General features: G+C 69.1%; 13 protein-coding genes and 1 tRNA gene. 4 read left to right on the top strand and 10 right to left on the bottom strand.

Annotation, left to right across the window (positions count from 1 at the left end):
• Nucleotides 1–6: 6 nt before the first annotated feature.
• From C9992_RS03700 to C9992_RS03740, 9 genes are read right to left on the bottom strand one after another with little or no spacing between them, the layout of a single operon-like run.
• A complete protein-coding gene (locus tag C9992_RS03700) occupies nucleotides 7–957 on the bottom strand; it encodes an alpha/beta hydrolase (RefSeq protein WP_327316770.1) in 951 nt (316 codons plus the stop codon).
• Nucleotides 954–1,706: a 3-hydroxybutyrate dehydrogenase gene (locus C9992_RS03705; RefSeq protein WP_106814204.1), complete on the bottom strand. Its 753-nt coding sequence runs from the start codon at nucleotides 1,704–1,706 to the stop codon at nucleotides 954–956. Before C9992_RS03705 ends, C9992_RS03700 begins: the two co-directional genes overlap by 4 nt.
• The gene (locus tag C9992_RS03710; RefSeq protein WP_200826213.1) at nucleotides 1,706–2,377 is read right to left on the bottom strand and encodes a TetR/AcrR family transcriptional regulator; all 672 of its coding nucleotides are present in this window, start codon (nucleotides 2,375–2,377) and stop codon (nucleotides 1,706–1,708) included. Before C9992_RS03710 ends, C9992_RS03705 begins: the two co-directional genes overlap by 1 nt.
• Nucleotides 2,377–4,038, bottom strand: a complete 1,662-nt coding sequence (locus C9992_RS03715) for a class I adenylate-forming enzyme family protein (RefSeq protein WP_106814205.1) — start codon at nucleotides 4,036–4,038, stop codon at nucleotides 2,377–2,379. Before C9992_RS03715 ends, C9992_RS03710 begins: the two co-directional genes overlap by 1 nt.
• Nucleotides 4,035–5,144 (bottom strand): branched-chain amino acid ABC transporter permease, encoded by a 1,110-nt coding sequence (locus tag C9992_RS03720; RefSeq protein ID WP_106814206.1) that lies wholly within the window; start codon nucleotides 5,142–5,144, stop codon nucleotides 4,035–4,037. Before C9992_RS03720 ends, C9992_RS03715 begins: the two co-directional genes overlap by 4 nt.
• Entirely contained in the window at nucleotides 5,141–6,016 is an 876-nt protein-coding gene (locus tag C9992_RS03725; protein WP_106814207.1) for a branched-chain amino acid ABC transporter permease, read from the bottom strand. The genes C9992_RS03720 and C9992_RS03725 overlap by 4 nt, the downstream gene beginning before the upstream one ends.
• Complete coding sequence (locus C9992_RS03730; RefSeq protein WP_106814208.1) at nucleotides 6,013–6,762, bottom strand: ABC transporter ATP-binding protein; 750 nt, start codon at nucleotides 6,760–6,762, stop codon at nucleotides 6,013–6,015. Before C9992_RS03730 ends, C9992_RS03725 begins: the two co-directional genes overlap by 4 nt.
• On the bottom strand, nucleotides 6,759–7,574 hold the full coding sequence (locus tag C9992_RS03735) for an ABC transporter ATP-binding protein (RefSeq protein ID WP_106814209.1): 816 nt from the start codon (nucleotides 7,572–7,574) through the stop codon (nucleotides 6,759–6,761). The genes C9992_RS03730 and C9992_RS03735 overlap by 4 nt, the downstream gene beginning before the upstream one ends.
• A 19-nt stretch (nucleotides 7,575–7,593) precedes the next feature.
• Nucleotides 7,594–8,796, bottom strand: a complete 1,203-nt coding sequence (locus tag C9992_RS03740; protein ID WP_106814622.1) for a substrate-binding domain-containing protein — start codon at nucleotides 8,794–8,796, stop codon at nucleotides 7,594–7,596.
• A gap of 187 nt (nucleotides 8,797–8,983) precedes the next feature.
• Here C9992_RS03740 and C9992_RS03745 point away from each other — a divergent pair, with 187 nt between their 5' ends.
• The gene (locus C9992_RS03745; RefSeq protein WP_106814210.1) at nucleotides 8,984–9,439 is read left to right on the top strand and encodes a MarR family winged helix-turn-helix transcriptional regulator; all 456 of its coding nucleotides are present in this window, start codon (nucleotides 8,984–8,986) and stop codon (nucleotides 9,437–9,439) included.
• Nucleotides 9,436–10,668, top strand: a complete 1,233-nt coding sequence (locus C9992_RS03750) for an MFS transporter (RefSeq protein ID WP_106814211.1) — start codon at nucleotides 9,436–9,438, stop codon at nucleotides 10,666–10,668. The genes C9992_RS03745 and C9992_RS03750 overlap by 4 nt, the downstream gene beginning before the upstream one ends.
• 49 nt (nucleotides 10,669–10,717) lie before the next feature.
• On the opposite strand, the gene C9992_RS03755 is transcribed toward C9992_RS03750, so the two are convergent.
• A tRNA-Lys gene (locus tag C9992_RS03755) sits at nucleotides 10,718–10,793 on the bottom strand.
• Nucleotides 10,794–10,920: 127 nt separating this feature from the next.
• Here C9992_RS03755 and C9992_RS03760 point away from each other — a divergent pair.
• Both C9992_RS03760 and C9992_RS03765 read left to right on the top strand, forming a co-directional pair.
• Nucleotides 10,921–11,715: an inositol monophosphatase family protein gene (locus C9992_RS03760; protein ID WP_106814212.1), complete on the top strand. Its 795-nt coding sequence runs from the start codon at nucleotides 10,921–10,923 to the stop codon at nucleotides 11,713–11,715.
• A gap of 37 nt (nucleotides 11,716–11,752) precedes the next feature.
• Complete coding sequence (locus tag C9992_RS03765; protein WP_106814213.1) at nucleotides 11,753–12,331, top strand: hypothetical protein; 579 nt, start codon at nucleotides 11,753–11,755, stop codon at nucleotides 12,329–12,331.
• Nucleotides 12,332–12,364 lie beyond the last annotated feature (33 nt).

Consider the following 12,364-nt stretch of genomic DNA (forward strand, 5'->3'; position numbering starts at 1 on the left):
TCGCTTTCACACCTCGGCGACGGCAAGCTCCTCGCGTGCCGCGGCGGCGACCACCTCGGCACCGCCGGGCGACATCACGATCGTGTAGTGGTTGAAGCCCTCCACGCGCTCGTGCCGGACAGCGGGGTCGGCCGCGAGCAGGCGTTCCAGGTGCTCCGGCGCGTACAGCCCCGGCGGCTCATCTTGAAGACCACGGGGCACGGTGATGAGGCGGGTCGGATGCCGGAGCCTGGCCAGCGCGTCCGGCAGCGCGGTACCGGGGTTCATGTCGACCGTGTCGTCGGCCGGCGTGGCGGAGCTCGTCGCCGGCCGCAGCGCGCCCGTCCCGTCGGGCACCAGATCGTACGCGAGGTACCGCTCGAGCTCGGGAGTCCACGCGTCGGCGAAGGCGGGATGCCGGCGCCAGAAGTCGAGGTACTCCCCCACGTCGGCGAACCGCATCGACAGCCGTGCCGCAGTGGGTCCGAGGATGCCGGCGACCAGTTCGTCGGTGGTGAGGCCGGCCGGCACGTCCAGCGGAAGCCCGCCGTCGACCAGCAACAGCCGCGAGACGCGGGCGGCGTGGCGATCCGCGAGCACGACGGACGCGAATCCGCCCATCGAATGACCCACCACGACGACGCGCTCCGCAGCCGACGCGTCCAACACGGCTGCCAGGTCGTCGGCATGCGCCGCCATGCCCGACGGCCCCTCGACGCCGTTGCTGCGGCCGCGACCCCGCAGGTCCGGCGCGATCACGCGCACACCCGGGAGCCGCTCGACGACGAACGGCCAGGCCAGGTGGGACGAGGTCACCCCGTGCACGAGCAGCACGGTGGGGCTCGCGGCCAGGACCCCACGGTCGAGTGCAGCAGGCCCGTCGCCTCCGACCGGCTCCCAGACTGCGGCGCGCAGCAGCCCGCCGCGCACCGGCACATCGATCTCTCGGTACTCGTGCGTGGGCGCGTGGCGGGTCACCGGGCCGTCCATCCGCCGTCGATCGTGTAGGACGCACCGGTCACCATGCCGGCCTTGTCCGATACCAGCCACCCCGCGAGGGAGGCGACCTCGTCGGCTTCGACGAGCCGCTTGACGGCGCTCTCGGTGAGCATGATCTTCTCCACCACCTCGCTCTCGGGGATGCCGTGCACCTTCGCCTGGTCGGCGATCTGCTTCTCGACCAGCGGCGTGCGCACGTAGGCCGGGTTGATGCAGTTGCTCGTGACCCCGTGCGGCGCGCCTTCCAGGGCGGTCACCTTCGACAGCCCCTCGAGCCCGTGCTTGGCGGCCACGTACGCCGATTTGAAAACGCTCGCCCGCAGCCCATGCGCGCTGGAGATGTTGATCACGCGTCCCCAGCCGCGCTCGTACATCCCCGGAAGGGCCGCACGGATCAGCAGGAACGGCGACTCCAGCATGAGCCGGAGGATCAGCCGGAACGCCTCGGGATCGAACTCCGGGAGGGGGGCGACGCGCTGGATGCCGGCGTTGTTGACGAGGATGTCGATGTCGAGGTGCAGATCATCCAGCGCCGCGGTGTCGGACAGATCGACCGCCCAGGACTCGCCTCCGACGGCGGTCGCGGCATCCTCCGCGGCATCCGCGTTCAGGTCGGCGATGATGACATGCGCACCCCGGGAGGCGAACTCCCGGGCGCAGGCCAGGCCGATGCCGCTCGCACCGCCCGTGACCAGCGCCCGCCTCGCGGACAGATCCTGCTCGGTCATCACAGTTCCTCCCCCGCCCGCGGCGCGAGCGCGTTGTCGATGAACCTGGTCATCCCCGCGAACACGGTGGGGTCCAGCTGAGCGGGCGGCTTGCCGTCCGCGTCGCGCTCCCACAGCAGGAACCGCATGCCGATCAGCTCTCCCATGCCCATGAGCGCCCACGCGGTCGTCTCGGGATCCAGCGCGCGATCGACGTCGCCCGCCTCCTGCGCGGCACGAAGGCCCGCCTCGTACCCCTCCACGATGCGCGTGTAGTGGGTGCGCAGCACCTCGGGCGAGACGAACTCCGCCTCACGCACGACGCGGTACAGCGCGGGATGCTCGGCGGTGAAGCGGAAGAACCCGCGGAAGCCCGCCCGCTCTGCCTCCAACCGCGACGTCGCGCCCGCCATGGACTCCGACATCGAATGCCGTACCCGGCGGTTGAGATCGAGGACGAGCGCCTCGAAGATCGACTGCTTGCTGTCGAAGTAGAGGTAGAAGGTCCCGAGGCCGATGCCGGCCCGTTCGGTGATCTTGACGATGGATGCCTCGTGGTAGCCCAGATCGGCGAACACGACCTCCGCCGCCTCGAGCAGCCGGCGACGCGTCGCCTCACCCCGCTTGGTCAGAGGCCGGCCGGTCGCCGACGACACCAGATCGCTCTCGACGAGCTCGTCGGACATGCTCATCAGGACTCCCTTCCCTGGGGGCGCGCATCGGCCCGGTGATCCCGTCCCGCGTCGCTCGCGCTGCGACGTGCCCGATCACGCAGGCGGGAGCGGGCGAGTTTCTCGATCGTGGAACGAGGAAGACTGTCGACGAACTCCACGCGCACCGGGATCTTGAACGCCGCCAGGTTGCGGCGAGCGTGCGCGAGGAGCTCATCCTCAGACAGGACAGCTCCCGGCGCGCGCACGACGAACGCCACGCCGCGCTCCCCCCACACGTCATCAGGAATCCCGACGACCGCCGCCGACTCGACGAGGGGATGCAGGCAGAGTGCGTACTCGACCTCGGCGGGCGCGACGTTCTCGCCGCCGGAGATGAAGATGTCCTTGATCCGGTCGACCACGCGGAAGACGCCCGCCGCATCGCGTGACACCAGGTCCCCGGTCCGCAGCCACTCGCCGCGCATGGCGCGCCCGGTGGCGGCGTCATCACCGAGGTAGCCCGCGAAGACGCTGGGACCGCGTACCCACAGCTCGCCGGTGGCCTCGCCCTCGAGGGGGAGCTCCGACTGCGGGTCCACCACGCGTACCGACACGTGCGGATACGGTCGCCCGACGGCGCCGGGCCTGCCGGAAGCCTCCTCGGCAGGCAGATGGAGCACATTGGGCCCCGCCTCGGTGAGCCCGTAGCCCTGGGTGAGGGCGACACCGCGCGCGGCCCACTTCTGCTGCAGCGCCTCGGGCATGGTCGCACCGCCCACCAGCGCGAGTCGCAGCGACGACACCGAGCCGCTGCCTTCGTTCCATGACGGGTCCTCCGCCAGCAGGGCGTACTGGGTCGGCACCCCCATCATCGCGGTCACACCGCGCTCCGCGATGAGCTGCAGGATGCGCGCCGGCTGGAACGAGCGCTCGAGGACGACCGTCGCGCCCACCCACCACGCCAGCAGCGGCTGGCAGTTCCATGCCGCCACGTGGAACTGCGGCAGCATCGCCAGGACGACATCGTCCTCATGCAGCGGCAGCGCCTGCGCCAAGGCGAGGTTGTTCCAGAAGCAGTTCGCGTGCGTGAGGACGACGCCCTTCGGGGCTGCTTCGCTGCCGGAGGTGAAGATCACCAGCAGTGGGTCGTCGTCGCGCACCGGGCGGTGCACGCGTTCCCGCGCGGGCCGCGCGGTCTGCGAGCCCTCGTCTTCGGCACCTCCCCCATCACGTGGAGCCGTGCGCGCCGGGGGCGCGGACTCCACACCGGTCGTGCCGAGCACGGCGACTGCCGCCGCGGTCCTCGCGATGCTCAAGGCCTCGCCGGCGAGCGCGGCGTGCTCATCCTCGATCAGCACCAATGCCGGGTCCGAGCGGCGGAGCACGTCGGCGAGCTCGCGCGGTGTGAGCCGCCACGACAGCGGAACGAACGCGATCCCCGCGATGGCGCACGCGAAGAAGGCCACGACGTGATCGGTGGAATTGCCCGACACGGTCGCGATCCGCTCGCTCGGACCATAGCCGCCCGCCCGCAGGCGGTCCGCCAGGCGCATGCTGCGTTCGGCCAGCGTCCCATAGTCGGTGGTGACTCCTCGGTCGTCGATGGCGATGCGGTGAGGAGAGCGAGCGGCGCGATCGATGAGCCAGCGGCCGATGGTGTGCGGACCGTCGTCGAGATCGGGCTCGGCCACCCAGCTCACGCGCGCACCTCGACCGTCTCAGCGGACTCCGCGGCGTCCTCGGCGTCGTCGAGTCCGCGCAGCGCCCCGCGCGTCTTCTCGCCGCGGCGACGACGGACGGCCCCCTCGATGGTGCCCGCGATACCGCCCGGGAGGAACATCACGACCACGATGAACAGCACGCCGAACAGGAACAGCGGTTCGGACAGCGGGATGCGCAGCACGTCCGGCAGGCCGGCGATGGCATCGGAGCCGGCGAGCACCGTGAGCCGCTGGTCGAGCAGCGTGTAGAGCACACCGCCAACGATGGCACCCCAGCGGAAGCCGACGCCACCCAGTACCACCATGACCAGTACGGTGATGGTGAGGTCGGCCGACACGGAGCGCGGGACGGTGCCGGACTGCAGCAGCATGTACGCGACGCCGGCGAGGCTGGCCAGCACCGCCGCGATGACGAAGACGGTCAACCGTACGCGGTAGGGCGAGAGCCCCAGCACCCGGACGCGCTGCTCGTTCTCGCGTGTGGCGCGCGCCAGGTGCCCCAGCCGCGATGTGTCGACCCACAGCGTGACGAGGTACACCACCACGAGTACGGCCAGGGTGAACCAATAGAGGTTGCGGGTGTTGATCACCCCGACGAGGAAGTCCGGCACCTGCTGAGTGTTCAGGCTCAGCCCTTCCTCACCACCGGTGATCTGCGAATTGCGCCGAACCAGCACGGAGCCCGCCTGCGCGAACGCGAGCGTGACCATCGCGAACGGGATGCCCGAGACCCGCATCGACACCGCACCGGTCACGAGCGCGATCACCATGCCGCCGATGAGGGCGATGAACACCCCTGGCCACAGCGGAACGCCGAAGTGCTCGAGCGCGATCCCCAGACCATAGGCGCCGGCGCCGAAGTACAGGGCGTGCCCGAACGACAGCATCCCGCCCGAGCCCAGCAGGAGGTTGTACGACAGCGCGAACGCGGCGAACACCATGCACAGCGACAGCAACGCCAGCGTGCCCGGCAGATAGGTGGGAGTGGGAAGGATGCCGGGAAGCGACAGGTTCAGCAGCGGCAGCACCGCCATGAACACGACGAGCGCAGCGCCGACGGCGGCGGGGATGTAACGGCGCGTCATGCCTTCCTCCCGAGGAGTCCGGTGGGCCGCACCAGCAGCACCAGAGCCAACAGGATCACGACGATGAAGTCGCCCGTGCCGCCGAGGTAGGAGTTGGCGAACTGCTGAAGCACCGCGACCAGGACCGACGCGACCGCCGCACCCGTGAGCGAACCGAGACCGCCGACCACGGTCACGATGAACGCGAAGATGAGCAGCGTCTGCCCGAGATGCGCCGATACGAAGGTGGAATAGTGCATGGCCAGCACGCCGCCGATGCCGGCGGCAGCGCCCCCGATCGCGAAGACGAGCGTGAACGAACGCCGCACGTCGATTCCGAGCGCGGTGACCATCGACCGGTTCTCGACGCCCGCGCGGATGATCATGCCGTAGCGGGTCTTCTGCAGGAACAGCACGAGCGCGGCGAGCACCAGCACGGCGGCGATCATGAGCACCCAATACGTGTTCGGGATGCGAGCGCCCAGCACTTCGGTGGTCTGCTTCAGCCATGCCGGTCCGGAGATGTGGATGGGATCCGTGCCCCAGATGCCTTCGAACAGCGCCACGGCCGCGAACGACAGGCCGACCGTGACGAGCACCTGCTCGATGTGCCTCTCGTAGAGAGGCCGGATCAGCACGAGCTCGGTGAGTGTCGCGAATGCGGCTCCGACGCCGGCGCCGACGAGCACCGAGAGGAGGAACGATCCCCATGAGTCGGTGCCCAGCGCCTGCGCGACCATCCATCCCAGGAAGGCGCTCAGCGTCAGAAAGGCGCCGTGCGCGAAGTTGAGCACACGCATGAGCCCGTAGATGAGGCTCAGGCCGCTCGCGACGAGGAAGTAGAGGGCGCCGAGACCGACGCCGGTGATGAGGGTGAGGACCAGGGTGCTCATTTCGGCTCGCTCCGCTCGCTCAGTGCATCGCGTGCGTCTTCATGCTCCACGTGAACGCCCAGGAGGCGACGGGTGAGGTCTTCGTCGTCGAGGATGTCGCGGGCCATGCCGACATGCACGACGCGTCCGCCGGCGATGACGATCGCGTCGTCGGCGAGCCGGCGCACGACCTCGAGGTTCTGCTCTACGAGGAGGATGGGGACCGTCTTGGATGCAACCTGCAGCGCATCGGCGACCTCGGTGACGATCTTGGGCGCCAGACCTTTCGTCGGCTCGTCCACGAGCAGCAGCCGGTTGTCGTTGAGGAGCGCCCGCGCGACCGACACCATCTGCTGCTGGCCGCCCGAGAGCGTGCCCGCCTGCTGATCGCGCCGCGCGACGAGGTCGGGGAAGAGCTCGGCGACGAACTCACGCCGCGGATTCTTCTGCCGCTCGGCCAGCGCCAGATTCTCGGCGACCGTGAGCTTGGAGAAGACCTCGCGATCCTCGGGCACGTAACCGACGCCGCGGCGCACGATGCGGTGGGTGCTGAGTCCGTCGACGCGTTCGCCGGCCAGCCGCACCTCGCCGCGGCGCGAGATCAGGCCCAGGATGCCGCGGAGCGTGGACGTCTTGCCCACGCCGTTGCGGCCGAGCACTGCGGTGATGCCGGTGGGCGGGACGTCGAACGAGACGTCCTCGACGACCTGCTGCCCGCCGATCGAGCAGCGCAGGCCGCGCACGGTGAGGATGGCGTTCCCGCTCATGCCGCCTCCGTCCCGGTCGAGCCCGTACCGAGGTATGCACTCTGCACCAGGGGGTTCTCCATGATCCGCTGCGGCGTGTCGTAGGCGATGATCGTCCCCGCGTACATCACGGCGACCTTCTCGACCAGCCCCATCAGCACATCGATGTGGTGCTCGACCATGAGGAGCGTGCATCCCTTTTCGCGCTGCATGTCGCGGATGTTGCCCACGAGCCCGGCCACGTCGCCCGAGGCGACACCGGCCATCGGCTCGTCCAACAGCACGATGCTCGCCTCGGTCGCCAGCAGCACGGCGATCTCGAGCTTGCGCTTGTCGCCGTGCGAGATGTCACCCGCCATCGCGTCGCGCATGTGCGTGAGCCCGACGATGTCGAGCTTCTCGAACGCGCGCAGGGTTGCGGCATCCGTCTTCCTGGGGAAATGCAGCAGCGAGCCGGAACCGCCGAGCGACACCTGAGCGGCCAGTCTCACATTCTCGAGCACCGACAGCTTCGGGAAGAGGCTCGATGTCTGGAAGGTCCGCCCCAGTCCCGCCCGCGCTCGGGCGGGCACCGACGCCGCCGTGATGTCGCGGTCGTCCAGGACGACGCGGCCCGCGGTGGGCTTCAGGAGCCCCGAGATCACGTTGAAGAGCGTGGTCTTGCCGGCACCGTTCGGACCGATGACGCCCACGAGAGAGCCGGCGGCGACGTCGAGCTCGACATCCTTGAGGATCGTCGCGCCGCCGATCTGCAGGCCGAGACCCTCGATCTTCAGCGGCGAGCCGCGGCGGGAGGTCTGTGCCGTGGGCGCAGACGGGACTGGGGTGTTCATTGCGTCCGGATGCCTCGCGTCACTTCGCCTCGGCGGGCGCGACGTCGTCGGCCGAGACCGTGTCGACGAGCTCGGGCACGAACGTGCCGTCCTTCGCGACGAGCTTCGCCTGATACATCTCCTGGATGAGGGCGTGGTCGCTCGCACGGACCGTCATCGAGCCCTTCGGGCCGTCGAACTCGAAGCCCTCGAGTGCGGCGACCATGGCGTCCACGTCGCCCCGGCCCTCTTTGATCGCGTGGACGATCATGATCGCCGCGTTGAACCCGTCGGGGCTGAACAAGTCGGGGGTGCCACCGGCGTCTTCGATCGCCTCGACCATCGCGGTGTTGATGTCGTTGTCGGGCGCGCCCGGGAAGTAGTGGTTCAGGAAGTTGATCTTCTCGGATGCCTCGCCGTAGGCGCCGAACGTCGCCGCGTCGCCGAGGCCGGTCACGACCGGGATCTCGTCTAGCACGCCCTGCTGGCTCATCGCCTGCCACATCGCGCCGGAGGTGGCCCCGGCCCACGCCACGAACACCAGATCGGGGTTGCCGGCCAGCACCTGCTGGGCGAAGGGGGTGAACTCCGTGGCATCCTCGGCCACGAGGACCGAGTTCACGGTCGCGCCCTTGCCGCCGAGGATCGCCTCGACGGCGGCGACGTTGCCTTGGCCGAACGCGTTGTCCTGCGCGAACACCGTCACCGTCTTGCCTTCGATGTCATCGAGGAACGTTCCGGCGGTGGCGACGTCCTGCGCGCTCTGACGGCCCGAGCGGAACGTGTAGTCGTTGATGCCCGTGATCGCGTCAGCGGCGGCCGGCCCCGAGATGTAGAGGACCTTGTTCTGCTCGGCCTGCTCGGCGACCGCGAGGGCCACGCCCGACGATGCGGTGCCGGCGATGATGTTCACGCCCTCGCCGATGAGCTCCTTCACCGCGGTGACCGCCTTGTCGGGGTCTCCGGCGTCGTCACGGTACTCGACGTTGATCGTCGTCCCGTCGATCTCACCCGTGCCGTCGGTGGCGTAGTCGAGGCCGGCCTTGAACGCGTCGAGGTACTGCTTCCCATAACCGGCGAGGGGGCCCGACTCGCTCGTGACGATCCCGACCGTCACCTCGGACGGACCGCCGCCCTCGGTCGAACCGCCCGACGGCGTCTGCGTCGACGGCGCGCAGGCCGCGAGAGCGAGTGCGGCCGCGACGGCCACCGAGCCCAGGAGCAACTTCTTCGTAACCCGCATGTACGTGCCTTTCCCCATTGGAAGGTTGGTGCATCGGATGAACATGAAATCCGATTCAGGTTATTGCAATCTAGGAAACGCGAGGGCATCCGGTCAAGTCCGCGCCGCATCCCCTCCGCGCTCGTTATCGAATCGCGATCCGGTGGCTTTACATGCCCTCGTTATATATCGGCGGTATACTTTTGGGGTGACACACGATCAGGACATCGAGACGCTCATCGTCGCCGCCCACGCGCTCACGCGCGTCGCGGCGCTCGAGACCACGAACGAAACCCCCTCCGCCCAATGGCGCACGCTCACGATCCTGCGCGACCACGGCCCGCTCCGGATCGGCGAACTCGCCCGGCTCAGTCGCGTGACCCAGCCCGGCATGACCAGGCTGGTGGGCCAGATGGCGGAAAGCGGGCTGGTGGCCAAGAAGGCGGATGCCGCCGATTCCCGGGCCACGATGGTCGAGGTCACCTCCCTCGGCCTGGAGGCGCTTCACACCTGGCTGCTGCAGCTCACCGCCGCGCTCGCGCCCCACTTCGACGATCTGGACGCAGAGGAATGGGGCGCGCTGCGCATCACGGCACAGATCCTCACGCGCAAGCTCGACCGCACCCGCACCGCCGAGGCGCAGACGACGGGAGCGGCCCGGTGAGCGCGCACGCGTCCTCGACCGGCTCGGTCTGGCGGCAGCCCGCACAGGTGTGGGCGGTCGCCTTCGCGTGCGTCGTCGCGTTCATGGGCATCGGCCTGGTCGACCCGATCCTTCCCGCCATCGCCGAGTCGCTGCAGGCGAGCCCCGTGCAGACGGAACTGCTCTTTACCAGCTACCTGCTTGTGACCGGTCTCGCGATGCTCATCACCAGCTGGATCTCCAGCCGCATCGGCGCGAAAGCGACGCTGCTCACCGGCCTCGCCCTCATCGTCGTCTTCGCGCTGCTGTGCTCGCTCAGCGGCAGCGTCGACGCGATCATCGGCTTCCGCGCGGGCTGGGGCCTGGGCAACGCGCTTTTCATCTCCACCGCGCTGGCCACCATCGTCGGCGCGGCAGCGGGGGGCAGCGGTGCGGCCATCGTGCTCTATGAGGCCGCCCTCGGACTCGGGATCGCGGTGGGACCGCTGCTGGGGGGCCTGCTCGGCGAGATCAGCTGGCGCGGCCCGTTCTTCGGCGTGGTCGTGCTCATGGCCATCGGCTTCGTGGCGGTGCTGGTGCTGCTGCGTGGTCCGAAGGAGAAGCCCGTCCCCGTGCCGTTGTCTGCGCCCTTCAAGGCGCTGCGCATCCCGGCGCTCGCCGTGCTCGCCGTCGCCGCACTGTTCTACAACATCGGGTTCTTCGTGCTGCTCGCCTTCTCACCCTTCCCCCTCGGGTTCGGTGCGATGGGCATCGGATTCACCTTCTTCGGCTGGGGCGTGGCTCTTGCGATCACGAGCGTCTGGGTGGCTCCCCTGCTCCTGCGCGTCATGGCTCGCAGCACCGTGATGCTCCTGACGCTGCCGCTGCTGGCGGTCGACCTGATCGTGGCCGGCATCCTGGTGGCGGATGCCACGGCTCTGGTCGTGTGCATCATCGTCGGCGGCCTGCTGCTCGGCGTCATGAACACCGTCCTCACGGAATCCGTGATGGAGGCGACCGATCTCCCGCGGGCGGTCGCCTCATCGTCGTACTCGGCCGTGCGCTTCCTAGGTGGTGCGGCCGCGCCGCCGATCGCCGCCCTGCTGTGGCACCTCTACGGTGCGACCGTGCCGTACCTGTTCGCCGCGGCATCCGTCGTGGTCGCCACGCTGACGATCCTGCTCGGCCGTCGAGCCCTCGCGCGCATCGATGCACGTGAGGCGGATGCTGCCGAAGAGGCCGCAGCCGTCCTCGTGGGTGACGCGACCTGACACGCGCGGAAACCACGAAGGGCGGTCCGTCTGGACCGCCCTTCTTTCATGGTGCGCCCCCAGGGACTTGAACCCTGAACCCACTGATTAAGAGTCAGTTGCTCTGCCGATTGAGCTAGAGGCGCATGATCCGCGTCGTGGCGAACCGAGGGTCAACGTTACCATCACGATCCCGCATCATGAAATCGGCGCGGGGGGTGCCCGGGTATCCTTGATCGCGTGACAGCCCCCTCCCCTGCCTCGACATTCGACATGCCGTTCGACGGGGATCTGAAGGCTGATCTGGACCTTGCTCTGCGCCTCGCCGATGCGGCGGATGCGGTATCGATGTCCCGCTTCGACGCCGCGGATCTCGACATCCGACTCAAGCCCGACGCCAGCCACGTCACCGAGGCGGATCTGGCCACGGAGCGTGCGATCCGCGCGCTGCTGGAGGACGAGCGGCCTCGTGACGGCATCTTCGGCGAGGAGTACGGCATCACGGGCGACTCCTCACGTCAGTGGATCATCGACCCGATCGACGGGACCGCGAACTATCTCAAGGGCATCCCGATGTGGACCACCCTGATCGCCCTCAGCATCGACGGGGTGCCACGCGTCGGCGTGGCGAGCCAGCCGGCGATCGGCAGGCGCTGGTGGGCGGCCACGGGGCTCGGCTCCTGGACTCGCACCGCCGCCGGACAGACCCAGCGTCTGCGCGTCTCGGACGTCGACTCGATCGCGGAGTCCAGCGTCAGCTTCCAGAGCATCGCGCAATGGCGCGACGCCGGAAAGCTCGCCGCCCTCGAACGCCTGACGTCATCGGTGTGGCGCGACCGCGGGTACGGCGACGCCTGGCCGTACATGCTGCTCGCCGAAGGCCGTCTGGAGCTGGTCGCCGAGTTCGATGTCAAGGAGTACGACATCGCGGCGCTCGTCCCGATAGTCACGGAGGCCGGCGGCAGGTTCACCTCGTTCGACGGGAACGACACGCTGTCGGAACGCTCTTCCCTCGCCACCAACCGAGTGCTCCACGACGCATATCTCGAGCTCCTGCACGCCACCTGACGACTTGACCGCCTCCCCTTCCCCACGGAGACTCTCGATGCCCGCTCCCCGCGTCCTCGGTACCGCCACCGCGCTGGTCCTCGCTGCCATCCTGCTCACCGGCTGCGGCGGCACGCCCGCACCGGAACCCGAAGACACCGGTGCCGCCGCCGCACCGACGCCCGCAGCGCCCGAGCCGACCTCGTCTGCGACCCCCGAGCCGACCGCAGCCGCCGATCCGACCTGTGAAACGCTGATCAGCGAATCGGTCGTCGCCGACTACGAGAGCGTCGGCTGGACCGCACAGGAGTCGCCGCTGTACATCGGCAGCACGCAGATCGAAGACGGCATCCAGTGCATGTGGGCGAACTTCAACGGCCCCGCGGGCGACCAGGGTCAGATGTTCGGGTGGGCGACCCTGCCCGACGACGAGGCCGTCGACGTGCAGGAAGAGCTGCTCTCCCAGGGCTGGATCCGCGAGGAGTCCGCGGAGGGCGTGTACATCACCGAGAGCGCCGACACCGCCATCGCCACCGACGAAGAAGGCTACGGGATGACGTACCTCTTCGCGGACGGCCACGTGAAGGCCTCCGACACGAAGCAGGGCATCCTGCTGATCGAGTGGCCCAAGCCCTGACCGCGGACGCGACGTGCCACGATCGCAAAGGCT

Origin of the sequence: Microbacterium timonense (assembly GCF_900292075.1) — a bacterium.
GTDB classification, from domain to species: Bacteria; Actinomycetota; Actinomycetes; order Actinomycetales; family Microbacteriaceae; genus Microbacterium; species Microbacterium timonense.

Excerpts from the sequence above, each read along its gene's own strand:
- C9992_RS03735 (WP_106814209.1), bottom strand. The coding sequence starts at position 7,574 with ATGAACACCCCAGTCCCGTCTGCGCCCACGGCACAGACCTCCCGCCGC.
- C9992_RS03730 (WP_106814208.1), bottom strand. The coding sequence starts at position 6,762 with ATGAGCGGGAACGCCATCCTCACCGTGCGCGGCCTGCGCTGCTCGATC.
- C9992_RS03725 (WP_106814207.1), bottom strand. The coding sequence starts at position 6,016 with ATGAGCACCCTGGTCCTCACCCTCATCACCGGCGTCGGTCTCGGCGCC.
- C9992_RS03760 (WP_106814212.1), top strand. The coding sequence starts at position 10,921 with ATGCCGTTCGACGGGGATCTGAAGGCTGATCTGGACCTTGCTCTGCGC.
- C9992_RS03765 (WP_106814213.1), top strand. The coding sequence starts at position 11,753 with ATGCCCGCTCCCCGCGTCCTCGGTACCGCCACCGCGCTGGTCCTCGCT.
- C9992_RS03740 (WP_106814622.1), bottom strand. The coding sequence starts at position 8,796 with ATGCGGGTTACGAAGAAGTTGCTCCTGGGCTCGGTGGCCGTCGCGGCC.
- C9992_RS03720 (WP_106814206.1), bottom strand. The coding sequence starts at position 5,144 with ATGACGCGCCGTTACATCCCCGCCGCCGTCGGCGCTGCGCTCGTCGTG.
- C9992_RS03705 (WP_106814204.1), bottom strand. The coding sequence starts at position 1,706 with ATGACCGAGCAGGATCTGTCCGCGAGGCGGGCGCTGGTCACGGGCGGT.
- C9992_RS03710 (WP_200826213.1), bottom strand. The coding sequence starts at position 2,377 with ATGAGCATGTCCGACGAGCTCGTCGAGAGCGATCTGGTGTCGTCGGCG.